The sequence below is a fragment of the Chryseobacterium ginsenosidimutans genome (genome assembly GCF_039536845.1).
GTDB classification, from domain to species: Bacteria; Bacteroidota; Bacteroidia; order Flavobacteriales; family Weeksellaceae; genus Chryseobacterium; species Chryseobacterium ginsenosidimutans_B.
In genome coordinates, this window is the sequence record NZ_BAAAZJ010000005.1 from 1 (window position 1) to 24,957 (window position 24,957).

Here is a 24,957-nt window from a genome sequence, read left to right on the forward strand (position 1 = left end):
AGCAATCCTGATGGAGTTCCAATGGAAGTTTTTGATGGCATCAGAGATCAGACATTAAACAACAGACAACAGTTTTACATCGACCTGACTTTCCCTTTCTACGGATACAACAGAGAAGGTGCAGATGTGAAAGAGGGAATCCAAAGAAACTGGTGGAGACAGGGAATGATGGGAGGTATTGTCGCTCATTACGATGGCATCAAAGCGTTTTCTGAAACTGATTTCAGAGAAGATTTAAAAGCCGTTGATATTCCTGTTTTGGTTCTTCACGGAGAAGATGACCAGATTGTTCCTTATCAAAACGCAGGGTTAAAATCAATTAAATTATTGAAAAACGGAAAAATAATTACTTATCCGGGTTTCCCTCACGGAATGCCGACAACTCACGCAGATATTATTAATAAAGATCTTTTGGAGTTTATTGAATCTTAATTTCCCTTATATATTTAAAGATAAACTGCGGGTGAAAAAATCTCTCCCGCAGTTTATTCTTTTTTTAAATAGAAATATTTTTTCTGTACGATTTATTTTAAAGTCGAAACTATATTTTCTTTCCCCTTTCTACTCTTTAAAATTTCCTTTCGCGTCTCGTTTTTTTTTTGTAATTTTGCACACTATTATTCCTAAACATCGTTAGGAAACCAATACAGATATTGATAACAAAACAATAAAAAGCAAAACAATGCCAAAATTAAAAACGAAATCAGGTGCTAAAAAGCGTTTTGCTCTTACCGGTTCTGGTAAGATCAAAAGAAAAAATGCTTACAAAAGCCACATCTTAACTAAGAAAGAAACTAAGCAGAAGAGAAATCTTACTACTACTTCTTACGTAGCTAAAGTGGACGAAAAAAGCGTTCAACGTCAATTAGCAATTAAGTAGTTTTTATAAATCTATATTCGGTTTATAAGAATTCAAACAAATTCAAAAATTTAACCCTGAAATGGAGCACCTAAGAGTAATGAAACAATTACCGCACATTTCAAAAAAACAATTTAAATTATGCCAAGATCAGTAAACTCCGTAGCTTCAAGAGCTCGTAGAAAAAAAGTTTTAAAGCAAGCTAAAGGTTTTTTCGGTAGAAGAAAGAACGTTTGGACTGTAGCTAAAAACGCGGTAGAAAAAGCAATGCAATATGCTTACCGTGGTAGAAAAGAGAAGAAAAGAAACTTCAGATCACTTTGGATCACGCGTATCAACGCGGGAGCTAGAGTACACGGAATGTCTTACTCTCAGTTTATGGGAGCTCTTAAAAAGAACAACATCGAACTAAACAGAAAAGTTTTAGCAGATTTAGCAATGAATCACCCTGAAGCTTTCAAAGCTGTTGTTGATCAAGTAAAATAATGTAGAATTTTTTGTTATCAATATAAATCCCGGGTTTTTTTGCTCGGGATTTTTTTATTATATACATTTGCTAATTATTAAATGCTTAAAACTTTCTTTAAAAGTGAAAAAATTAACTACTTTTCTATTTCTTTCATTAACAGCATACAGCTTACAGGCGCAAAGTCTTGTTCAGGCATATAAAAACCGGGCAGATCTGGTTTCCCAAACCAATATCACGACAATACTGCAGGAATTTGGAAACCTTGGTGTAAAAACGACAGGGTCAACAGCCAATACCGATGCTTTTAACTGGCTGAAATCCAAATACCTATCTTATGGATATACGGCAAGCCAGATGAGTGAAGACCCTTTCACTTTTGGAAGTAATGTAAATGCAAAAAATTTAATAATAACTAAAACAGGAACGGTTTATCCTAACATATACGTCATTATTTGTGGGCATTATGATACAATTACCGGTCCCGGAGTAAGTGACAACGGAAGCGGAACTTCAATTATCCTGGAGGCTGCGAGAATTTTAAAGGATATCCCGACAGAATATTCTATCAAGTTCATTAACTTTTCCGGAGAGGAACAAGGTTTATTGGGAAGTAACCATTACGCAAATAATGTTGTTTTCTTAAACGGAACACGTCAACTGAATGTACGATTGGTATTTAATATTGATCAGGTTGGAGGAAAGTTAGGAAATGTAAATACGGCTATAAAATGTGAAAGTGATCAAAGCGGGCAAACAGGAAATAACGCGGCTTCTCTTTCATTTACACAGCAACTGGCAACTTGTACAACATTGTACTCACCTTTACAAACCGTAATGTCTAATGCATACTCATCGGATTACATGCCTTTTGAAGCTAATGGGGACATTATTACAGGGTTTTATGAGAATGTAAGAAGCTATAATGAACATACGGTAAATGATACTTTTGCGAATGTAGATCCAACTTATGTGTTTAATGTAGGAAAAGCGGCTGTCGGAGCATTACAGCATTTTGCTGTGGCAACAAGTCTTTTAGGTACAAATGAAACAGCTGCAAATACTTTAGAATCAATAAAAATATATCCAAATCCGGCGAAAGATTTCTTGAATATTGAGCTTCCTAAAGATGTGAAAAACTTCAATTTAGAAATTACAGATTTGAATGGCCGTTTGATTTTAAACAAAGAAAACGAAACAAAAATCAATGTTTCCGGTTTGGTAAATGGTGCTTATTTGTGTACAATTAAAGCGAATGATAAAATAGCTGTAAGAAAAATTATTATTGGAAAATAATTTCAATATATTTTAAATATAGAAATCCTAAGCATTTGCTCGGGATTTTTTTATTGTTATTTTTGTTAAATTATTAAAACTATAAACCATTACTAAATTGAAAAAAATCACTACACTTCTGTTCTTTTCTTTATCAGCTTTAAGTTTGAATGCACAGAAATTTATTCAGTCTTATCAGGATCGGGTAAACATGCTAAAGAAAGAAGATATTATATCAAATTTAAAAGAATTTGAAAAGCTTGGAATTAAAACAACTGGCTCTCTAGAAAATGACAATGCTCTGAAATGGATAAAAAACAAATATTTATCCGTCGGCTATTCTGAAGATCAAATTGAAGAAGATCCTTTTTCTATAGGAAGGTTAAAATCAAAAAATCTTATCATAACAAAAAAAGGAACAGTTTATCCTGATAAATATGTGATTATTTGCGGACATTTCGACAGCATTAATGGTCCCGGAGTTAATGATAATGGCAGTGGAACTTCTATTATGCTCGAAGTAGCAAAAATTTTAAAGGATATTCCTACTGAATATTCCATCAAATTTATACATTTTTCAGGCGAAGAACAGGGACTTTACGGAAGCAAGCATTATGCAAATGATGTCGTTTTTCAAAATAAAATTCGCCAGATTGATATAAAAATGGTATTTAATCTTGATCAGGTTGGTGGGAAAAAAGGGATGTTTAATGATACCGTTTTTTGTGATGAAGACCAGGGAGGATCATCTAAAAACAATGCTGCTTCAACTCAAATCACCAAAGAATTAATGACATGTACAACGCTTTACTCTCCTCTGCAGGTAAAAATTGATCCTGCAGAACACAGCGATTATATTTCTTTTGAGAAGAAAGGTGAAGTGATTACCGGCTTTTTTGAATATCTTAGAAGTGATCTTCCACACACAACTGATGACACCTTCGCCAATACAGATGTGATGTATGTTTTTAATATCGGGAAGGCTACAATCGGTGCATTACAGCATTTTGCCGTTGCAAAATAAATAAAATATACTTTATAAACTAAAGTCTTATAAACGGAGCTTAAGAACAAAGATAAACCGATTATAAGAAAAATTTTAATTGAATTATGAGAGATTTCGGCGGGCTTTGCCCGCCGAAATCTCTATAAATATAATGTCTTACCCTCCTCTTGTACCCCCTTTAGCAGTCTCATTGGGATTTGCTTTTCCTCCGTGACCGCCGCTTTTTTCGGAAATAGTCTTCGGATCATTTATTTCTTTGCTTTTGGGCAATTCAGGATTTTCTTTTTTGTCTTTTGCCATGATTTTAGTTTTTAATTTATATAAAAGTACAGCTTATTTGTCACGCGACATCAAAGTTTCCTCAATATCTTCTAAACTGATATTTTTAGCTTTCAATAAAATTAAATAGTGGTAAAGTAAATCTGCCGCTTCATTTTTAAACAGATCATCATTGTTATCTTTTGCTTCAATCACTAATTCCACAGCCTCCTCTCCTACTTTTTGAGCCACTTTATTAATCCCTTTCTGATATAAAGAATAAGTATAAGAATCCTCAACTTTTTCATCAATTCTCTGGTTGATTTTTCCTTCCAATTCATATAAAAATCCCTTAGAATTTTTATCGCCAAAACAACTGAAACTTCCTGTATGACAAACTATATTTTCAGGAATAACTTTAATCAAAATTGTGTCCTGATCACAATCAATATCAATACTTTTTACTGTTAAAAAATTTCCGGATTCTTCACCTTTTGTCCAAAGTCTGTTTTTGGAACGGCTGAAAAACGTTACAATTCCTTCAATTTTTGTTTTTTCAAATGCTTCTTCGTTCATATAACCCAACATCAAGACTTGTAATGTTATGTCATCCTGAATAATGACCGGAACTAAACCTTTACTTTTATTAAAATTTATATTCATCGTATGGCAATTTTTTTAGATTTTAATTCACTTTTCAAATTTTGGATCTTTACTTCTTCAAAATGAAAAATACTTGCTGCTAAAGCGCCTGTCGCCGAAGTTTTATTAAATACATCTTCAAAATCTTTAATTTTTCCTGCGCCACCAGAAGCAATGACAGGAATACTTACATTTTCAGAGATTAATTTTGTTATTCTTAAATCAAAACCACTTTTCGTACCGTCGCCATCCATTGAGGTTAAAAGAATTTCTCCTGCACCAAGTTCTTCCACTTTTTTTGCCCAATCTAATGTTTTCAAATCTGTTTTTTCTCTTCCACCTTTAATGTGAACCCAGTCCGAATTATTGATGAGTTTTGTATCTATCGCAACAACAATGCATTGACTTCCAAATTCTTTCGCCAAATCAGAAATCAATTGCGGATTTTTAACTGCCGAAGAATTAATGCTGATTTTGTCTGCTCCTGCTTCCAAAAGCTTTCTGACATCTTCAATTGTAGAAATTCCGCCTCCGACCGTAAAAGGAATACTGAGTTCTTTTGCAATCTCTTTTACCAATTCAATAAAAGTTTTTCGTTCTTCAATGGTTGCTGTTATGTCCAGAAAAACCAATTCATCAGCTCCTTCAGTTTCATACTTTTTTGCCAGTTCAATAGGATTTCCGGCATTTCTCAGTCTTTTAAAATTGATTCCCTTTACTGTTGTTCCGTCTTTTATATCCAAGCATGGGATTATTCTTTTTTTTAGCATTTTTATATTTTAATTTTGATAGGACTTTACCCTATCTTTTAGTAAATCGTCCCTTCGGGACTCATTGTGTAAATTAAAGATTTCCAATGTGTTCAATGCTTTTGCATCTTTTGTGGTTTAGAAAAAATTACATAATTGTTTTAATGTGATTCTGCCTTCATAAATGGCTTTTCCGATAATCGTTCCGGAACATCCGATTTCTTTCATTTTATAGAGATCTTCAATACCCGAAATTCCACCACTCGCAACCAATTGAATGGATGTTTTAGATAAAATATCTTTATATAAATCCGTTGAAGGACCTTCCAGCATTCCGTCTTTTGAAATATCGGTGCAGATTGTATTTTTTGCCCCTTTTTGCTCGTATTGAAGAATAAAATCAATCACATCTTTATCACTTTTTTCCAGCCACCCGGAAGTCTTTATTTTTTTATTTTCGCAATCTGCTCCCAGAATAATTTTTTCTGAACCGTATTTTTCAATTAATTCAAAACAAAACTCAGGATTTTGAACCGCAATACTTCCGATTGTAATTTGTGTTGCACCAGAATTAAAGGCAATTTCAATGTCCTCCAAACTTCTCAAACCACCTCCAAAATCGATTTGTAAAGATGTTTCTCGCGCAATATTTTCCAATACCTTCTGATTGACAATATGCTTAGATTTAGCACCATCCAGATCGACCAAATGAAGAAATTTTATTCCAAAATCTTCAAATTCTTTGGCAACTTCCACTGGATTTTCGTTATAAATTTTCTTTGTATCGTAATCTCCTTTTGAAAGACGTACACATTTTCCGTCGATGATGTCAATGGCTGGAATAATTTTCATCTTTAAAGTTTTAAAAAGTTTTGTAATAACCGACTTCCAATTTCTCCCGATTTTTCAGGGTGAAACTGCATGGCATAAAAATTATCTTTCTGCAACGACGCACTGAAAGGCAAAATATAATCGCAGACAGAAGTTGTATGTTCTGATAATTCACAATAAAAACTGTGAACAAAATACACATCCGTTTTTTCTTCAATTCCAGAAAAAACAGGAGATTTAAAGCCTGAAATCGTATTCCAACCCATGTGGGGTACAATATCTTTGGCAGGAAATTTTTTCACATTGATATTAAAAATCCCCATTCCGACAGTGTTTCCTTCTTCATTGTTTTTACACATCAATTGCATTCCGAGGCAAATTCCTAAAACAGGTTGTTTTAAACTCGGAATTAACCGATCTAAACCTTTTTCCTTTAAAATTTTCATCGTAGAAGATGCTTCACCAACTCCCGGAAAAATAACTTTATCTGCCTTTTGAATCGCCTCAAAATCATCGGTTATAATCGATTTGACATTCAATCTGTTCAATGCATTTTGCACAGAACTGACATTTCCGCCGTTGTATTTTATAATCGCAATCATTTATAAACTTCCTTTGGTTGATGGTACATTAAAATTCTGATCTGATTGATTAACAGCCATTTTAATAGCTTTAGCAAATGCCTTAAAAACAGATTCTATCTTGTGGTGTTCATTTTCGCCTTCAGTTTTAATATTTACATTACATTTAGCAGAATCAGTGAAAGATTTAAAGAAGTGCTGAAACATTTCCGTCGGAACATCTCCTACTTTTTCTCTTTTAAAATCGGCATTCCAGACAAGCCAGGATCTTCCTCCAAAATCGAGAGCAACCTGCGCCAGACAATCATCCATCGGAAGTAAAAAGCCATATCTTTCAATTCCTTTTTTCTTTCCTAAAGCTTTCAGAACAGCTTCTCCTAAAACAATTCCGGTATCTTCAATCGTGTGATGCTCATCGACTTGCAAATCTCCTTTAACATTAATTTTTAAATCTAAATTTCCGTGTTTCGAAATCTGTTCAAGCATGTGATCGAAGAAATATAAACCTGTTGAAATTTCAGATTTCCCGCTGCCGTCGAGATTAACTTCAATTTCGATATCTGTTTCGTTCGTTTTTCTTGATATCTTAGATTTTCGCGGAATCTGTTTTAAATATTGATAAATTTCTCTCCAGCTTTCGGTTGTTACATCGGCTTCATCATTGGGAATTTTACTGATAAAAATAACTTTTGAACCTAAATTTTTTGCTAACTGAATGTCTGTCAGTCTGTCTCCGATCACAAAAGAATTTCCAAGATCATAATCTCCGTAAATATATTTTCCGAACATCCCTGTTTCTGGTTTTCTGGTAGGTAGATTTTCGTGTTCAAAACTTTTATCAATCAGAATGTCATTAAAAATAACATCTTCATTTTCAAAAGCTTTTAGTATTTTTTCATGAGGTTTTATAAAATCTTCGTAAGGAAAACTTTTCGTCCCTAAACCATCTTGATTGGTAACCATTACCAATTCAAAATCTAGTTCTTTGGCGATTTTTGAAAGGTTTTGAAAAACTCCGGGATAAAACTCCAATTTCTCTAAAGAATCTACCTGAAAATCTGTTTTTGGCTCAATGATCAATGTTCCGTCTCTATCTATAAATAATACTTTTTTCATGATTAGATACTTTTTAAAACCTGAATTAACTGGATATTTTCTTCTCTGTTTCCTACATTTATTCTGATACAATCCGGAATTTGAGGACTTCTTTTGCTTGTCAGAATTTCTTTTTCCAATAATCTTTCATAAATTTTTTCTACATTTTCAAACTCGATCAAAAAGAAATTCGCATCGGTTGGATATACTTTTTTAATACAATTTATCATTCGAAATTCATCTTTTAGCCAAGATTTTTCAATTAAAGTATTTTCTACATATCTATTTGTATTTTCATGTATATTAATTACTTCTATTATTTTATTTAAACTTAAAGAATTAATATTATAAGGAGCTTTTACAATATTGATTAACTTAATAATTTCTTGAGATGAATAAGCCACTCCAACTCTGATTCCTGCCATTCCCCAAGCTTTTGAAAAGGTTTGAAGAACAATAAGGTTCGGATATTTTTCAAGTAATTCAATACATGATTTTTTTCCTGAGAATTCAATATAAGCTTCATCAACGACTACAATTCCGTTGAAGTTTTTAATATAAAATTCGATATCAACAATACTGTTTCCTGTGGGATTGTTAGGCGAACACAAAAAGAATATTTTTAACTGATTATCTTTTATAATATGTAAAAAATCTTCTTTTACAATTTCAAAGTTTTCATTTAAATTTAATTTTACAAGCTTATTTTCATTAATGGAAGCGTAAAATCCATACATGGCAAATGAAGGATTCATCATTAAAATTGAATCATTTTTGGGCTCACAAAAAACTTTAATAATTAAATCAATCAATTCATCACTTCCGTTACCGATTGCAATTTGATCGGGTGAAATATATTTTATTTCTGAGAGTTTTTGCTTTAATTTTTTCTGTGTAGAATCCGGATAACGGTTGTATTCACCAAACGGACTTTCGTTGGCGTCCAATAAAATCGGATTTTCAAATTCATTATTATCTCTAAAACTGATGTAGGGTTGCAGTTCCAGAATATTTTTTCTGACTAAATTATTGATATTAAATTCTTTCATTTTTTTGTTTTAATCTGATGGATACGGCATTTTTGTGAGCATATAAACCTTCTGCTTCTGCCATGATTTCTATTGTTTTTCCTAAGTTTTGAAGCCCTTCTTTTGATAAATTCTGAAAAGTGATTTTCTTTACAAAACTGTCTAAAGAAACTCCGCTGTAATTCTTTGCAAATCCGTTCGTGGGAAGCGTATGATTGGTTCCGCTTGCATAATCTCCGGCGCTTTCACACGAATAATTTCCAAGAAAAACCGAACCTGCATTTTGAATTTTCGGAATATATTTTTCAAAATCTTTCAAAGCTAAAATCAAATGTTCCGGAGCGTACAAATTGCTGAATTCTAAGGCTTCAGTACTATTCTCAAACAAAATAAAATGACTGTTTTTCAAAGATTCTCTTGCCATTTCATTTCTCGGGAGTTCTTTTACTTGTTTTTCTGTTTCTTGAATCGTTTGGTTAAAAATTTTCTCATCTGTTGAAAGAAAAATCACCTGACTGTCACTTCCGTGTTCTGCCTGAGAAAGCAAATCAGCCGCACAGAATTCCGGGATAGCCTGTTTATCGGCTATTAGGAGTACTTCACTCGGGCCTGCAGGCATATCGATAGCAATATTAAATTTCTGACAGTATTCTTTTGCCGCAACAACATATTGATTTCCAGGTCCGAAAATTTTGTGAACATTCGGAATCGTTTCTGTCCCGAATGTCATGGCTGCAATGGCTTGAGCACCTCCTGTTTTAAAGATCTGACCAACTCCGCAAAGTTTTGCCGTATAAAGAATTGCAGGATTAATATTTCCGTTTTTATCCGGCGGACTGCATAAAATAATTTCCTTACAACCAGCCAATTGCGCAGGAATGGCAAGCATTAAAACTGTAGAAAACAAAGGTGCTGTTCCGCCCGGAATGTAAATTCCAACTTTTTCAATCGCGCGATTTTCTCTCCAGCAAATAACTCCTTTTGTTGTTTCAATCTTTTCAATTTCAGTAATTTGGGAAGCGTGAAATTTTGTAATATTTCCTTTTGCCTGCTGAATGGCTAGTTTCAGTTCTTCACCGATTAATTTTTCTGCATTTTCTATTTCTTCATCAGAAACTCTACTATTCTCAACTTCGGCATTATCGAATTTTCTATTAAAATCAATTAAAGCCTGATCTCCATTTTCCTTAACTTTTTTGAAAATATCAGCGATAATTTCAGTGAGTTCTTCTTTTCTTAAAACAGGTCTTTTTATCAATTCAGACCAAGTATTTCTATCGGGAAATTTATTAATTTTCATATCAAATCACCATTTTATCGATTGGAATTATTAAAATATCCTGCGCTCCGTTATCTTTCAGTTCGTCGATAACTTCCCAAAATCTTTCTTCATTAATTACGGAATGAATACTGCTCCAACCCTCTTCTGCCAAAGGAATTACGGTCGGACTTTTAAGAACAGGAAGTGTTTTAGAAATATCTCCAATTTTGTCATTCGGGACATTCATTAAGATATATTTTGAATTTTTTGCCATCAGAACAGCTTTGATTCTGAAAAGAAATTTCCCCAAAATGAATTGTTTTTCCTTATCTAAATGAGATGTCTTTGCTAAAACTGCTTCCGATTTTAAAAGTGTTACGGTTTCTCTCAGACCATTTTTAAATAAAGTACTTCCGGAGCTTACAATATCGCAGATTCCATCGGCCAATCCGATGTTTGGAGCAATTTCAACAGAACCTGAAATCACGTGAATATCGGCAGAGATATTATTTTTACTTAGAAAATTTTTAAGGGTATTCGGATAAGAGGTAGCAATTTTTTTACCATGAAAATACATGATATCATCAGTTTCAATTTCTTTTGGAATGGCTAATGAAACTCTGCATTTTGAGAATCCGAGAGGTTGAATAATTTCAATATTCTTTTGTTTTTCTACTAAAAGATTTTCGCCGACAATAGCAATATCAACTACTCCATCTTCCAGATATTGAGGAATATCGGAATTTCGCAGATACATAATTTCGACAGGAAAATTTTCTACAGAAACTTTCAGCTGATCTTTTCCGTTGTTGATGAAAATCCCGCAGTCTTTGAGAAGTTGAAGAGATTCTTCGTAAAGCCGTCCGCTTTTTTGTATGGCAATTTTTAATTTACTCATTTTACTTTTGTTGAGTCTGAGCAAATAAAAACTGGTTGAATTGAAAAATTTCCCGGGATAAATTTTAAAAACAAAAAAACCGTCTATTTACTCAGACGGTTTTAAATATTTTTGATTCTTAACACAAAACATATCAATCAATTCCGCCTAACAGAGATGATGATAATAATGATGTAGTGTTAAAAAAATCGGTTTCATTGTTGAAATTTTATGGTACAAATGTAGAGCTTATTTTTAATTTTATTGCAATATTTTTTTGTAAAGATTCATTAACTGATTGGCAATTGGTTCGTCATTAAACTTCTGAACAAACTCAAAACTCTTATCAGCACGGCGTTTCCTTTCCGATTCATTATCCCATAAAAATTTTATTTTCGACTGAATATCTAAATAATTATTAGGATCTACATAAACAGAATCCGGTCCGCCCGCTTCAGGAAGGCAGCTTGTATTGCTTGTAATCGTAACAGTTTTGGAAAAAAGTGCTTCTATTACAGGAATTCCAAAACCTTCAAAAAAGCTTGGATACACAAAAATCTCCGCTAATTTATAAATTACAGCCAGTTCGTCCATCGAAACACCTTCCAAAAAATAAACTTGCTTTTCAAGTTTATTTTTTTTTATGAAATCTTCAATTTTTCGGAAATATTTTGTCTTTTTTCCAACGACAACTAAAGGAATATTTGTACCGTTAATTCCTTTAACAATATTCAATAAATTTTTGCGGTCTTCAATCGTCCCGACGTTTAAAATAAATCTTTCAGGAAGGTTGAATTTTTGCTTTGTATTCAGAATTAATTCATCGGATTGTTGTTCTTTAAAAGCTTTATGGCAACCTTGGTAAATTACTTCGATTTTATCTTCCGGCACTTTTAAAAATTGAATAATATCTCTTTTTGTCTGTTCTGAAATGGCAATAATTTTATCTGCAGAATTGGCTGCTTTTTTGAATTTCCAAAGATGAATTTTTCTATCAAAAAAAGAATAATATTGAGGATATCTTACGAATATCAAATCGTGAATAGTAACAATTTTTTTGATGGGTTTCTTGTCCCATTTCAAAGGTAATTCTCCTGATAATCCGTGAAAAATATCTGCATTTTGTTTTTGTGCATCTTTTCCCATTTTGAATTGACGGGACATGCTTCCTTTGGATGTTTCAACAAAATGAACGTTGGGGTTTTCTAAAATATCAGATCCTCTTTCTGATTTATTTTTATTTAATAAAATATATTCATTTTCAGGAAAATATTTTGCTAAAATTCGTACAAGATCTCTAGAATAGTTGCCTAACCCTGAGGTATTATGAAAAAACCGTTTGGCATCGAAAGCAATTTTCATGATTCTATCTGTTTTTGAAATTCCTGAAATGTTCCGAATGAATAATTTTTACTTTTTAACCATGAAATAAATTCATCAAATCTCTCAACCATATCTTTTCCTGAATTTTTCACAGTAAATCCGGGTAATTTGAATGCTTCATCTTTAATTTCTGCAAATTCCCAAGGATGAAAATAGATATTTAAATAATTATCCTTTTTCAAAGTATCAGAAGCCAGTTTTTTATAAAAAGGCAACGGAAAATTATGAAAACTCAACCAAAATAAAGGAATTCTGAAATTCGGAGAAACTGAAGCAGGAATCTGCGTCACTTTACCTTCTTTGAAATATGTTCTGGAAACTTTCAAATTATTATATCTTCCCGGAAGATAAGTGGGATTGATTGACGAATTGTAAGAATATCCTGCATTTTCTACAGCATTTTTGCTTACAGGCATCATTCTCGGCATTCTTAAACCCGTCACTTTTGTGGAAAATAATTCTTCTAACCTGTCTTTTGACTCTTTTAGATGTCTTTCTTCAAAATCTGAATGAAACCATGTGTGAGAAGCCAATTCGTGACCTTCATTTAATAATCTTCCGATTAAATGTTTGCTGTTTTCTGCAAAAACCACGGTTGAAAAAAAAGTAGCTTTTGCGTTATACTTTTTTAGAATATCTAAAATTCTTTCGAGTCCGTTTTGTGAGATTAAGATTTGCTTTTCAAAAGGAATTTCTCCTTTGTATTCTAATGGCATATCAAATTCCTCGATGTCAAAACTTAATAAAACCATTATTGAAAATTTTTATTTTTTATGATATAATTAGGTCTTTCTTTCACCTGTTTAAAGATTTTACCTAAATAAATTCCTATAATTCCTAAAATAATCAATTGTAATCCTCCGAAGAAAACAATTGTCATGATTAATGATGCCCAACCTGAAATTTCGGTTTTTGCAATGAATGCATACAAAACATACAAACCGTAGCCAACAACTGAAATTCCGGAGAATAAAAAGCCTAAATAAGCCGCAATATAAAGTGGTTTTACACTGAAAGCTGTTATTCCCGTAAATGCAAAAGTGATCATTTTTTTGAGATTGTAACTGCTTTCTCCTGTCAATCTTTCATTGGCAGTAAATTCTATTCCGGTTTGTTTGAAGCCCATCCAGCTTGTCAGACCTCTTAAAAATAAATCATCTTCATTAAAACTTCTCATGACTTCGACCGCAGTTGCGTCCATTAATCTGAAGTCGGAACCGCCACCTTTTGTTAAATCAACGTCAGATAAGCTTGATAAAATTTTATAAAAAAAATCTGAGGTTTTTCGTTTGAAGTAAGAAATTTGTTTAGGATAAGTTCTTACTGTGTAAACGATATCGTATCCTTTTTCCCATTTTTCAATCATTTCAGGAATGAGTTCCGGCGGATGCTGCAAATCACCATCCATTGAAATAACCGCATTCCCATGGGCATTGTCCATTCCTGCTTTTACGGCAGGCTGATGTCCGAAGTTTCTTGAAAATTCAATGTATTTTACTTCGCTGTATTGTTGGGAAAGCTCTTCTAATTTTTGTTGGGTATTATCACGGCTGCCATCATTTACAAAGATAATTTCAAAATCATAATTGCTTAAACCATCAAAAATTTCTTTAATTTTCTGATGTACCAAAGCAACGTTTCCTTCTTCGTTATGGGCAGGAATGACGATGGAAATTTTCTTCATATAGTATTAATTCAGACTGTAATCTTTTTCAAAATTTTTAGTTAAAAGTTCATACGTTACTCTCAACCAAATTACAATGCAAGGTACAGCTTTTAAAGAATATTTTTTGATATAATTCTCTTTTACAAATTTTGGAAATAAATCCGAGGTCGAAAAACAAGTAAAAATAATTACGAAAATTAATAAACCAATAATCAATGGTGATCTTTCTTTTTGAAGAAAAAACCAGATCAAAACTCCCACAACTGCAATAATATACGTCGGAGATTCTGAACTTGAACTGAACAATACCAAAAACAGTAAAGTTGAAGCCAGAATCATTAATTGAAATGCGTAATTTTTATATTGTTTAATTCTGATGTAAGGCAAAGCAAAAAGTGGTAAGCCTGCCGCTAAAAATACTAAATTTGAAATCGAAGCATCTCCTAAAATCCTTCTGAAAAAGCCCATCAATGAAATATCCTGCATGTTTCCAAGAACCTGATTTTCATTATTTTTTTCTACAAGCGACTGAAACCAATCCGAATAACACTGAACAACGAATTTCGGACTTGAATATGCCATTGGTAAAGCAAAAAACAGGATAGCAATAATTAATCCTGAAAGAATAAATTTTGTTTTATTTTTTATGAAGAAAAACTGTGTAAGTCCTACAATTCCATAGATTTTTACAAATACTCCTATTAAAATTGCCGTTACAGATTTTACTTCTTTTCTTTCGTAAATATAGGTTGCGGATAGTAATAAAAGTCCTGTTAAAGCTACATTAAACTGTAAACTTAATGCTGCTGTAATATATTCCTGCAGACAAAGCAACCCGAAAATTGCCTTTTTTGAATCTGAAAACGGAAGCTTATAAATCCCATAAATGAAGATTAAAGTATTGGCAATATTCCAAAGAGAAATTCCCAGCCAATCGCGCATTAAAGCAAACGGAGCGATTAACGCACTGAAAAAAACTCCGTAATGATTTAAGTCAAAAAACAGATCCGGATAATGTATAAATAAGTTTTTCTGATTAATCGTATTAAAAAATACACTCTTGAAAATCAGATAATTATTAATCGCGTAAGCTCCTCTATTATATTTCGAAATCGCCGTAACAATTGATATAATAAGATAAACCCCAAATATATATTTAGGGTTTAATAGTATTTTAAGAAATTTTTCTTTCAAAATAGTAGTATTAGTTTAAAATAGTCATCTTAAACAGCAACATTATTATCTCTCAACGCATCATTCAAAGATGTTTTCTTATCTGTAGATTCCTTTCTCTGACCAATGATCAAAGCACATGGAACCTGATATTCTCCAGCCGGATATTGTTTTGTATAACTTCCGGGAATTACAACTGAACGGGCAGGAACTCTACCTTTGATTTCAATTGGAGTATCTCCTGTAACGTCGATAATTTTAGTTGAAGCCGTTAAAACAACATTTGCTCCCAAAACTGCTTCTTTTTCTACGTGAACACCTTCTACAACGATACATCTTGATCCGATGAAACAATCATCTTCAATAATAACCGGAGCAGCCTGAAGCGGTTCTAAAACACCACCGATTCCAACACCGCCACTCAAGTGAACGTTCTTACCGATCTGCGCACAACTTCCGACAGTTGCCCAAGTATCAACCATCGTTCCTGAATCTACATAAGCACCAATGTTTACATAAGAAGGCATCAAAATCACTCCAGAAGCTACAAAAGATCCTTCTCTGGCGATCGCATGAGGTACAACTCTCACTCCTTTTTCAGCATAGTTTCTCTTCAAAGGAATTTTATCATGAAATTCAAAAGGACCTACCTCAATGGTTTCCATTTTTTGAATTGGGAAATACATTACCACAGCTTTTTTCACCCACTCATTTACCTGCCATCCGTTTTCTGTAGGCTCTGCAACACGAAGTTCTCCGGAATCTAATAAAGAAACAACTTCTCTGATTGCTTTTTTACTATCCTCATTCTGCAAAAGATCTCTATTATCCCAAATGTTTTCAATTGTTTGTTGTAACGACATGTTTCTAGTTTAAAATTATTCGCGCCAAAGATACAAAAAAGTTCAGCAAAACCTTTTTATTGCAAGCTTTGATTAAGTATAAAATTTTTATAAAGTAAAGTTCCTTTGTCTGAATGACAAGCTGGAAAAAATGATAAAGAAAAGACTTAATTACAAAACCCTTTGAGCATGAAGATAAGCATTGTTCCAGTATTTTTCGTTTAAAGAAGAAATAATTACACCTTTTGAAGTAGAAGCATGAATAAATTTTACTTCTCCGTCATTCCCAATATCATGAACAATTCCTACATGAGAAACTCTGCTTCCTCCAGCTGTTGAAAAAAACAAAAGATCTCCTGGTTTTACATCTTTAATATCAATTTTTTCTCCGGTTTCGGCCTGATCGGAAGATCTTCTTGGAAGTTTAAAATCGTTTTCTTCAAAAACTTTTACGGTAAATCCTGAACAGTCGAAACCTGACGAAGTATTTCCCCCGAATTTGTAGGGAGTTCCGATATATTTTTCGGCGTCTTTCAGAATATCGTTGATTGATTTTGAAACTTTTCCGTCAAATTTTGAGTCAAGTTTTCTGAGATTTTCAGTTTTTACAACTGTTTTAGAACCTGTATTTTTCTTTGTGGCAACACTTTTTGAGCTTCCGCAGGAAATAGTAATTATTGATGCAACCGACAAAACAAGTAGCTTTCTTATAATTTGTTTTCTGCAAAATAATCTGTCCTTCATATTTCTCTGATTTTTACTACAATTACAAATATAGATAAAATATGATTTTAAAGTTTAAGTTTACAGAGCTTATAGTACAAAATTTTAAATAAAAAAAGCCATCCCAATAGGACAGCTTTTTTTTATAATGTAAAAATCTTATTATTTTGAAGTTTTTTCACCTTTCCAAGTTCCGGTTCTTACAGGTGTTGGAACTGCGTTTGTCCAGCTTCCCGATCCTTTTTTATCTTCTCTTGTTAAAGTTCCTTTGAATTCTCCGTCTGCAGGTGAACCGATCGTTGCGTTCAATTCTCCTGATTCACTAAGATATCCTGAAATATTGTAGTTTTCAGTAGTCTGATCAGAATGCATTGTTCCTGTTACTTTTCCATCAGTTGCTACAACGATGTTCCAGTCTCCTTTTTCGGTACCTTCATAAGTTCCGGCCCAAGTTCCGATGAAATCGTAGATCGTATCTTCATCTTTGCTACAACCGATGAACAAAAAGGCAGTCAATAAAAGTAAAAATATTTTCTTCATAGTTTTATAAGTAGTTTTATCACTTAAACAAATTTCGTGGAGAATACGGGGATCGAACCCGTCACCTTTAGACTGCCAGTCTAACGCTCTAGCCAGATGAGCTAATTCCCCTTCGTTGATCCGTATTTTCCGAAGCCGTACAAAAGTAAGTATTTAAACTACATATACAAACATTTTGTTAAATTTTCTTTAAAAACTATAGTAATTATCTATATATCTTTTATTGTTTAAGGAACTTTTCATACAAAAACAAAAAACGCATGCTAAAATAAATTAACATGCGCCCTTTCGATTAACTTTATATTGAAAATTATTTCCAACCGCCTCCGAGAGCCTGATAAAGCTCTACTGCTGCTTTCATTTTGCTGTATTGTGCATTGGCGATATTCAATTCTGCGTTTAAAGAATTTACGCTTGCATTCAATACTTCAAGATAATTTGCCATCCCATAGTTTACCAATTCCTGAGAATAATCTACAGAATTTTTATAGTTTAACAGTTCTTTCTGTTTTAATTCTATATACTGATCCTGCACCGAGAACACTCTGATTGCATCCGAAACTTCTTTTCCAGCTGTAAGAACTGTTTTTCTGAAATTCAGATAAGCCGTTTCCTGATTTGCCAAACTCACTTCATAGTTCGTTTTAATGGTTCTTCTGTTCAGAATCGGTTGAGCCAATCCTCCTACAACACTTGCAAACAATGAATTAACACTGAACAAATGATCAATATCAAGCGACTGAATTCCTCCATTTCCTGTAATTTTTAAAGTAGGGTAAAACTGTGCTTTTGCAGAATTAGTTAATTCAAAAGCATTCATTAAGCTGTATTCCGCTCTCATTACATCCGGTCTGTTTGCCAATAATTGAGCAGGATATCCTAATTTTAAATCAATAGGAACATTCTGACTTTCCAATGTTGATCTTTCAATCGAATGAGAAGGCTCTCCCATCAATAAACTCATTGTATTTTCCAATAACTGAATCTGAGTATCAATGTCAATTAATAAAGATTTTGCATTATAAACCAAAGCTTCACTCTGTTGAACGGCAACTTCCGTTAATGTTCCTGCAGTTTTTAAAGCTCTTGTTGTTTCTAAATTTTTCTCACGAACTTCAATCGTTTGTGTGATAATTTTCTTTTGCTCATCAAAAGTCAATAATTGATAATATGAGGAAGCAATTGAAGCAATAAGATCACTTTTCACAGCTTTATGAGCTGCAACGGTTCCTAAATAGGTTGCCAATTGAGCTTTTTCCTGAGCTTTTAATTTTCCCCAGATATCGGCTTCAAATCCGATGCTTGCCGTAATATCAAGCTGGTTGATATAACGTCTCTGTCCGAATAATTGTCCGGTCTGTGTATTCAAAGACTGTGTCTGGAAAGTATAACCCGGACCAACAGTTACAGTTGGCTGGTACGCTGCTTTACTTTGCTTCAAATAAGCTTCCGCAGAAGTAATGCTCTGTAAGGCAATTCTTATATCCAGATTATTTTCCAAAGCCTTCGAAATATGCCCCTGAAGTATCGGATCTGTGAAAATTTCTTTCCATGAAACGTTCGCGATATTGGTACTATCAGCAGGAAGCATATCTGTACGGTACAGCTTTTCGTCTGCAACATTATCCGGTCTGTGATATTCTTTTCTCGCCATACAAGATGATACGGCTGCAAGAACTGCGACTGAAAATGTTATTCCTTTTATGATGTTTAAAATACTCTTCATGTTATAATAGAAGTTAGAATTTAGAGGTTAGAAGTTAGTTTTAGTCTAGTTTCTAAAATCTAACTTCTAGCTTCTAATTAATTATTCTGCTAAATTGATTTCTTTTTCCTTGAGAGGTTTCACTTTCTCCTGTAAATATTCGAAAATTACATACAAAACAGGAATTACAAAAAGTCCTAAAATAGTCCCTATCAATAATCCGATTGCAGCACCTGTTGCAATTGATCTGTTACCAACCGCACCGATTCCGCTTGCCAAAACCAATGGTAATAAACCGAAGATAAATGCAAATGACGTCATCAAAATTGGTCTTAATCTCGCTTTTGCAGCATTGATAGCAGACATTACAATCGTTTCACCGTGATGTCTTCTCTGCACGGCAAATTCAACAATCAAGATTGCATTTTTTGCTAATAATCCGACCAACATAATCAGGGCAATCTGGAAATAAATATTGTTTTCCAAGCCCATAATTTTTTGTCCGAAATAAGCTCCCATTACCCCAAGAGGAAGAGAAATTACAACCACCAATGGTAAAATATAACTTTCGTACTGAGCCGAAAGAATGAAATAAACGAAAATTAAACTTAATGCAAAGATTAAAACCGTTTGTGATCCTGAATTCAATTCTTCTCTTGTTAAACCTGTAAACTCTACATCGTAGTTTTGATTTAAAGTTTCCTGAGCAACCTGCTGAACAGCTGTAATTGCATCACCGGAACTGAATCCTGCCGAGTTTGCACCTGTAATTTTTACTGAAGTAAATAGATTATAACGGCTTACAGATTGTGGTCCGTATGCTTTATTTAAAGTAACAAACTGAGAAATTGGCGACATTGCTCCTGAACCGGTTTTCACATACAATTCATTAAGATTATTAATGTTTTGTCTGTTTTCCGGAAGAGCCTGAACCATTACCCTGAACTGTTTACCGTATTTCGTAAAGTCAGCGGTGTAAATACCTCCGATATATCCCTGCATTGTAGCCAGGATATCACTCACAGAAACTCCCATTTGTTTTGCCAAAGGAACATTGATCTGCATTTCGAACTGAGGATATTTTGTATTGAAAGAAGTCTGAGCAAATTCAATCTCAGGTCTTTCCATCAATTTCCCGATGAATTCATTTGTTTTATTATCTAAATCGGCATATTCACCTCCTGATTTATCCAAAAGTACCATCTCAAAACCGGCACTGTTACCAAAACCAGGTACACTCGGCGGCTGGAAGAATACTACTTTAGCATCAGGAACTGCTCCTGAAATTCCGAATAATTTTTTAGTGATATCTTCAGAAGTCTGTCCGTCTTTTTTTCTTTCATCAAATGGCTTTAATTTAATGAAAGCAAGACCGTTATTACTACCGTTTCCGGATAAGAAACCTCTACCCGTAGAAATTGTTACGTTTTGTACTCCCGGAACTTTTAAAGCTTTTGCCTGAAGTGTTTTCAATGCATTGTATGTTCTCTCCATTGAAGCTCCCGGAGGAAGCTGAACGTCTGTAAAGATAATTCCTCTGTCTTCTGTAGGTACAAAACCTTTTTTCATGGTTGTACTTGCCCAATACAAGATACATCCTGTAACCGCAAAGATGATTAATGTAACCCATTTATGTCTCAATAAAAACACAAATCCTCTTCCGTAACGTTCTGTTGTAGTTCTAAAGGCAATATTGAACTTATAGAAAAACTTTTGAAGCAAATTAAGATTTTTATATTCTGTATGATGCGCATCGTGAGGTTTTAAGAATAATGAACATAAAACCGGGCTCAATGTCAATGCATTAACTGCAGAAATAATGATCGCCACAATCAATGTGATACCAAACTGTTGGTAGAAAACTCCCGTTGGCCCCGTAATAAATGTTACCGGAATAAATACAGACGCCATTACCAGTGTAATTGAGATAATTGCTCCAGTAATTTCATCCATCGCTTCTACTGTCGCTTTTTTGGCATCAGAAATACCATTCTCCATCTTGGCATGAACCGCCTCGACGACGACAATCGCGTCATCCACCACGATACCGATGGCAAGAACCAATGCGAACAATGTTAATAAGTTTAATGAATATCCAAATAAATTCAGGAAGAAAAATGCCCCCACAATCGAAACCGGAACCGCAATTGCCGGAATTAACGTAGATCTGAAATCCTGTAAGAAAATATATACAACGATAAATACTAAGATAAATGCTTCAATTAAGGTATGAACAACCTTTTCGATCGATGCATCCAGGAATTCGTTGGTATCAAAGTTGAATGTATATTTTACCCCTTTAGGAAAGCTTCCTTCCGCGGATTTTAGATATGCTTTAATATTTCTAATAATCTCCTGAGCATTAGAACCCGGTGTCTGGAAAAGCCCCATACTGATGGATGGATTGTTGCCATTCTCCCCGATTCCTGTGTAAGACTGACCTGCCAATTCTACTTTAGCAACATCTTTTAACATCAGATTTTGTCCGTCTGCAAGAGATTTAATGATGATATTATCGTACTGTGATTTCTCGTTGAATTTACCAACATATTTAATGATATATTCGAAAGAGCTTCCACTGTTTTGTCCGATAGAACCAGCCGCAGCTTCTCTACTCTGCTCGTTGATCGCGTTGGTAACGTCTGTTGGAGTTACTCCGTAGGCTGCCATTTTTGATGGATCAAGCCAAACTCTCATAGAATAGTTTTTACCTCCGAAAACGTTGGCATCACCAACTCCATTAATCCTTTTTAAGTTTGGAATAATATTGATATTCAAGAAGTTCTGAAGATATACATCATCAAGATCTTTATTTTCAGAATAGAAAGACATATACATCAAGGCACTTGTCTGCTGTTTCTGAGTAACAACCCCTGAACGCGTAACTTCACTCGGAAGCAACGGTGTCGCTCTGGTAACACGGTTTTGAACGTTTACCGCTGCAATATCGGGATCAATTCCTTGTTTAAAGAACACCTGAATCTGTGCAGAACCGTCATTTCCGGCAGATGAAGTAATGTAGTCCATTCCTTCCACCCCGTTGATCTGTTCTTCCAAAGGTACTACAACACTTTTCATTACAGTTTCCGCATTCGCTCCGGTATAGTTTGCTGAAACGCTTACTGTTGGAGGTGCAATGTCCGGATACTGTGTGACCGGTAGCGAGATCAATCCCAATACCCCGAGAATCACAATCAAGATTGAGATTACGGTGGATAAAACCGGTCTGTTTATAAAATTTTTAATCATTTTAGAATTTCGGTTTTATAGATTGAACAAGACTATCCATTTTTATTGGTTTCGGCTTTATGGCGGTTCCCGGTTTTAGTCCTCCGATTCCTGCAGCAACGATCATCTCACCTTTGTTTACACCAGATTTTAAAAGCGCCAAATTGTCGATTCTGTCGATTATATTTACGACAACATTTCTCGCTGTATCGCCTTTTTCTACTTTGTAAACGTAAACGATACCCTGCTGTTCGTAAGTAGCACTTTCCGGAACTACCAATACGTTATCGTAAGTTTTTGGCAATCTGATAGATCCACTGTTTCCATTACTCAATAATTTCTGAGGATTTGTGAAACCTACTCTGAACTGAATCGTCCCTGTAGTATTATCTATCTGTCCTGTAATAGCTTCAATTTTACCTTTTTCAGAATAAATACTTCCGTTTGCCAATTGTAATTCTACCAGTGGAAGATTTTTAATTTTTTCAGGTAATGATGCACCCGGAGATTTTTCAAGGAAGTCAAAATATTCTTTTTCGTTCATTGAAAAGTATGCGAACAATTGAGAAGTGTCTGAAATTGTTGTTAAAGGAGTCTGATCAGTCGGACCAACCAAACTTCCCACTTTTAAAGGAAGCTTTCCGATAACTCCGGAAATAGGCGCACGAATCACAGAATATTCGATGTTTGCTTCTACTCCTTTATAATTGGCAACTGCCTGACTTTTACCTGCTCTTGCCTGTTGTAACTGAGCCTGAGCCTGGGCTAAATTTGCCTGAGCTGTCTGCAGCTGAACATTACTGATGATATTTTTCTGAACAAGTGGTTTCAGTTTATTTACTTCCACATTAGCCGCATTTACAGCAGCCTGAGCAGCTGCAATATTAGATTCTGCTGCACCGATTCCGGCTTTGGAGGCAGCAGCATTTTCAGTTAAAATGTTTGTTTCAAGACGAAATAAAGGCTGTCCTTTTGTTACATATTGTCCTTCATCCACCAAAACCTGAGTGATATATCCCTGTATTTTAGCACGAACATCATTATTTACCCTGCCTTCGATGGTAGCAGGAAAAGTCTGATAGCCTACTATATTTTTTGACTCCACATTTACCACAGGATATGGTTTTGCACCGTCCTGCTTTGGAGCTTCTTTTTTGCAGGCAACTAAAGAAAGTCCTGCAATAGAAAGTATAACTAGCTTATTATTCATTTTATAGTTTATTAAGAGATTCCTGAATATTTATTATGTTTTTATTTAAAAGAGCTTTGTAAGCTTCAATTTTTTCGTTGTATCCATCTTCCTGATTTTTTTTAAAATTGTCTAAGTCATCCAGTAGTTTTAATTCGTCTTGCATCTTTTGAACTATTTTTTCAAATCTTATTCTCTTATATTCGTCATTGATGAAAAAATACCGTTTCCGTTCATCCATCTTGTTGTGATCTACGATAAGCTGAGCGTTTAGCAATAAAGAAATGCTTGTAGAAACCGAGCTTTTACTCGCAGAAAGCACTTCCACAAACTCATCAAAAGTTATACCTGCCTTTTCATAATCGAAAAGAAGATAAGCATAGATTTTTGAGGCTAATGGAGGTAGATTGAAAACGGTGCCATAGAATTTTACGGCATCCTGAAAAATTTTTTCATCAATTTCTATACTCTTATGCATTGTATATAAATTTGAAGCAAAAATAGAAATTAGTTCAGAACTAAACGAACAAACTTAATAGAGTTTATAAATACCTAGCGTTTTAAAATTCAATGGAAATGGATTTAACTTTTTGCCTAAATTATAATCTTCTCGAAAGCCTTTCTCATTCCTCCGGCAAGAAAGACCTCTCCACAATAAGAATATCCCTTGCTTTCTAAGATTTTCAGCATTGCTATATTATCATAATTAGTGTCTACTTTTACACTCTGAATTCCCTGCTCTCGTGTAAAGTCTTCAATATGACCGAAAAGTTTTTTTGCCAATCCCTGTCCTGCAAATTTCTCATCAATAGCCACTCGATGAACCACAACAAATTCTCCGTTACTTAGCCAGGCTCCTTCAATGGTGCTATAAGCGGGTTCGTCATTCAAGATCAAAGCTGTATAAACCGCAATTTCACCATCGACTGTAAGAACATATCCGAATCCTTTTGCAATATCACTTTCTACAGTATCCAAATTGGGATATCCCTGCTGCCATTGGGTGCTTCCGTCCTGTCTTCTTCTTTCAATTGCCTGCTGTAAAATGTTCCAGATAATATCTCTGTCTTCAATTTCTGCCTTTCTTAGTTTAATTTCTGAATTCATTGTTCTTTGATTATGAAATTAAAAAATTCAAAGATTTAGAAATTATTTTAGGTTTAATAAACTGGTTAATGATAATCAAATTTTATCTTAATTTCTAAATCTTTGAATTTTTTAATTTTTTTAAATATTTAATTAAAAAAACCGAAAACTAATTAAAATTAATTTTCGGTTCGAAGTAGTAAAATTTAAAATTATGAAATTGTTTTTTATTAATTTTCATTTTGTTGAAGATAAGCATCAATAACCTCGAAGGCTCTTTTTTCATCTTCTAACTTAACCATTAACTTTAACGATGTAGCCGTAGGCGTAGTCGTAAATGTAAGGTAATTATTTTCAACTGAATTTTTTATTTGTGCATCATCCAATTTAGACTTAATTAACTGAATTTCTGCTGATTTGTCGCTTTCAAAAACTGATACTCTTGTACTTCTTTCCATATTTCGATCCCGTTTGAGTATCTAAATATATGACGT

At 33.9% G+C, this 24,957-nt stretch carries 27 protein-coding genes and 1 tRNA gene; 5 read left to right on the plus strand and 23 right to left on the minus strand.

The features are described 5' to 3' along the window. The 5 genes from ABD745_RS06935 to ABD745_RS06955 form a co-directional block, all read left to right on the plus strand. The coding region (locus tag ABD745_RS06935) for an alpha/beta fold hydrolase (protein WP_344827252.1) at positions 1 to 432 on the plus strand (432 nt) is incomplete at its 5' end. A gap of 250 nt (positions 433 to 682) precedes the next feature. Then, a complete protein-coding gene (rpmI, locus tag ABD745_RS06940; protein WP_002979658.1) occupies positions 683 to 880 on the plus strand; it encodes a 50S ribosomal protein L35 in 198 nt (65 codons plus the stop codon). 120 nt (positions 881 to 1,000) lie between these two features. Then, positions 1,001 to 1,345, plus strand: coding sequence for a 50S ribosomal protein L20 (gene rplT, locus ABD745_RS06945; RefSeq protein ID WP_047402053.1), 345 nt, complete (start codon positions 1,001 to 1,003; stop codon positions 1,343 to 1,345). Positions 1,346 to 1,448: 103 nt separating this feature from the next. Then, complete coding sequence (locus tag ABD745_RS06950) at positions 1,449 to 2,621, plus strand: M28 family peptidase (protein WP_344827262.1); 1,173 nt, start codon at positions 1,449 to 1,451, stop codon at positions 2,619 to 2,621. Between the two features lie 97 nt (positions 2,622 to 2,718). After that, positions 2,719 to 3,624, plus strand: a complete 906-nt coding sequence (locus ABD745_RS06955) for a M28 family metallopeptidase (protein ID WP_344827265.1) — start codon at positions 2,719 to 2,721, stop codon at positions 3,622 to 3,624. Between the two features lie 138 nt (positions 3,625 to 3,762). Here ABD745_RS06955 and ABD745_RS06960 read toward each other — a convergent pair whose 3' ends face one another. The 23 genes from ABD745_RS06960 to ABD745_RS07070 all read right to left on the minus strand — a co-directional run bounded on the left by ABD745_RS06960 (position 3,763) and on the right by ABD745_RS07070 (position 24,921). After that, positions 3,763 to 3,906 carry a hypothetical protein gene (locus tag ABD745_RS06960; protein ID WP_344827268.1) on the minus strand — a complete coding sequence of 48 codons (144 nt, stop codon included), beginning with the start codon at positions 3,904 to 3,906 and terminating at the stop codon, positions 3,763 to 3,765. Positions 3,907 to 3,939: 33 nt separating this feature from the next. Further along, positions 3,940 to 4,527 (minus strand): bifunctional phosphoribosyl-AMP cyclohydrolase/phosphoribosyl-ATP diphosphatase HisIE, encoded by a 588-nt coding sequence (gene hisIE, locus ABD745_RS06965; RefSeq protein WP_344827270.1) that lies wholly within the window; start codon positions 4,525 to 4,527, stop codon positions 3,940 to 3,942. Continuing rightward, complete coding sequence (hisF, locus tag ABD745_RS06970) at positions 4,524 to 5,276, minus strand: imidazole glycerol phosphate synthase subunit HisF (protein WP_344827273.1); 753 nt, start codon at positions 5,274 to 5,276, stop codon at positions 4,524 to 4,526. Before hisF ends, hisIE begins: the two co-directional genes overlap by 4 nt. A 117-nt stretch (positions 5,277 to 5,393) precedes the next feature. Next, positions 5,394 to 6,107: a 1-(5-phosphoribosyl)-5-[(5-phosphoribosylamino)methylideneamino]imidazole-4-carboxamide isomerase gene (hisA, locus tag ABD745_RS06975; protein WP_344827276.1), complete on the minus strand. Its 714-nt coding sequence runs from the start codon at positions 6,105 to 6,107 to the stop codon at positions 5,394 to 5,396. 2 nt (positions 6,108 to 6,109) lie between these two features. Further along, positions 6,110 to 6,688 carry an imidazole glycerol phosphate synthase subunit HisH gene (gene hisH, locus ABD745_RS06980; protein ID WP_344827278.1) on the minus strand — a complete coding sequence of 193 codons (579 nt, stop codon included), beginning with the start codon at positions 6,686 to 6,688 and terminating at the stop codon, positions 6,110 to 6,112. Next, positions 6,689 to 7,783, minus strand: a complete 1,095-nt coding sequence (gene hisB, locus ABD745_RS06985) for a bifunctional histidinol-phosphatase/imidazoleglycerol-phosphate dehydratase HisB (RefSeq protein WP_344827281.1) — start codon at positions 7,781 to 7,783, stop codon at positions 6,689 to 6,691. A 2-nt stretch (positions 7,784 to 7,785) separates the two neighbouring features. After that, on the minus strand, positions 7,786 to 8,811 hold the full coding sequence (hisC, locus tag ABD745_RS06990; protein ID WP_344827284.1) for a histidinol-phosphate transaminase: 1,026 nt from the start codon (positions 8,809 to 8,811) through the stop codon (positions 7,786 to 7,788). Then, the gene (hisD, locus tag ABD745_RS06995; RefSeq protein WP_344827286.1) at positions 8,798 to 10,090 is read right to left on the minus strand and encodes a histidinol dehydrogenase; all 1,293 of its coding nucleotides are present in this window, start codon (positions 10,088 to 10,090) and stop codon (positions 8,798 to 8,800) included. Before hisD ends, hisC begins: the two co-directional genes overlap by 14 nt. A 1-nt stretch (position 10,091) precedes the next feature. Further along, complete coding sequence (hisG, locus tag ABD745_RS07000) at positions 10,092 to 10,949, minus strand: ATP phosphoribosyltransferase (RefSeq protein ID WP_344827288.1); 858 nt, start codon at positions 10,947 to 10,949, stop codon at positions 10,092 to 10,094. 240 nt (positions 10,950 to 11,189) lie between these two features. Further along, positions 11,190 to 12,290, minus strand: coding sequence for a glycosyltransferase family 4 protein (locus tag ABD745_RS07005; protein WP_344827291.1), 1,101 nt, complete (start codon positions 12,288 to 12,290; stop codon positions 11,190 to 11,192). Beyond that, positions 12,287 to 13,063, minus strand: coding sequence for a polysaccharide deacetylase family protein (locus ABD745_RS07010; protein ID WP_344827294.1), 777 nt, complete (start codon positions 13,061 to 13,063; stop codon positions 12,287 to 12,289). Before ABD745_RS07010 ends, ABD745_RS07005 begins: the two co-directional genes overlap by 4 nt. Then, positions 13,063 to 13,995: a glycosyltransferase family 2 protein gene (locus ABD745_RS07015; RefSeq protein WP_344827297.1), complete on the minus strand. Its 933-nt coding sequence runs from the start codon at positions 13,993 to 13,995 to the stop codon at positions 13,063 to 13,065. The genes ABD745_RS07010 and ABD745_RS07015 overlap by 1 nt, the downstream gene beginning before the upstream one ends. Positions 13,996 to 14,001: 6 nt before the next feature. After that, the gene (locus tag ABD745_RS07020; protein WP_344827300.1) at positions 14,002 to 15,171 is read right to left on the minus strand and encodes a glycosyltransferase family 87 protein; all 1,170 of its coding nucleotides are present in this window, start codon (positions 15,169 to 15,171) and stop codon (positions 14,002 to 14,004) included. A 29-nt stretch (positions 15,172 to 15,200) separates the two neighbouring features. Next, the gene (locus ABD745_RS07025) at positions 15,201 to 16,013 is read right to left on the minus strand and encodes a 2,3,4,5-tetrahydropyridine-2,6-dicarboxylate N-succinyltransferase (RefSeq protein ID WP_047402067.1); all 813 of its coding nucleotides are present in this window, start codon (positions 16,011 to 16,013) and stop codon (positions 15,201 to 15,203) included. Between the two features lie 150 nt (positions 16,014 to 16,163). Then, positions 16,164 to 16,736 (minus strand): C40 family peptidase, encoded by a 573-nt coding sequence (locus ABD745_RS07030; protein WP_344827303.1) that lies wholly within the window; start codon positions 16,734 to 16,736, stop codon positions 16,164 to 16,166. Between the two features lie 141 nt (positions 16,737 to 16,877). Next, a complete protein-coding gene (locus ABD745_RS07035; RefSeq protein ID WP_344827305.1) occupies positions 16,878 to 17,255 on the minus strand; it encodes a hypothetical protein in 378 nt (125 codons plus the stop codon). Between the two features lie 37 nt (positions 17,256 to 17,292). Beyond that, positions 17,293 to 17,366, minus strand: a tRNA-Ala gene (locus ABD745_RS07040). A gap of 199 nt (positions 17,367 to 17,565) precedes the next feature. Then, complete coding sequence (locus ABD745_RS07045; protein WP_344827308.1) at positions 17,566 to 18,981, minus strand: efflux transporter outer membrane subunit; 1,416 nt, start codon at positions 18,979 to 18,981, stop codon at positions 17,566 to 17,568. 81 nt (positions 18,982 to 19,062) lie between these two features. Next, on the minus strand, positions 19,063 to 22,209 hold the full coding sequence (locus tag ABD745_RS07050; protein WP_344827310.1) for an efflux RND transporter permease subunit: 3,147 nt from the start codon (positions 22,207 to 22,209) through the stop codon (positions 19,063 to 19,065). Between the two features lies 1 nt (position 22,210). Further along, a complete protein-coding gene (locus ABD745_RS07055) occupies positions 22,211 to 23,398 on the minus strand; it encodes an efflux RND transporter periplasmic adaptor subunit (protein WP_344827314.1) in 1,188 nt (395 codons plus the stop codon). 1 nt (position 23,399) lies between these two features. Continuing rightward, complete coding sequence (locus ABD745_RS07060) at positions 23,400 to 23,855, minus strand: hypothetical protein (RefSeq protein WP_047402072.1); 456 nt, start codon at positions 23,853 to 23,855, stop codon at positions 23,400 to 23,402. Between the two features lie 116 nt (positions 23,856 to 23,971). Next, positions 23,972 to 24,484 (minus strand): GNAT family N-acetyltransferase, encoded by a 513-nt coding sequence (locus ABD745_RS07065; protein WP_344827318.1) that lies wholly within the window; start codon positions 24,482 to 24,484, stop codon positions 23,972 to 23,974. Positions 24,485 to 24,693: 209 nt separating this feature from the next. Beyond that, on the minus strand, positions 24,694 to 24,921 hold the full coding sequence (locus ABD745_RS07070) for a DUF2007 domain-containing protein (protein ID WP_047402074.1): 228 nt from the start codon (positions 24,919 to 24,921) through the stop codon (positions 24,694 to 24,696). Positions 24,922 to 24,957 lie beyond the last annotated feature (36 nt).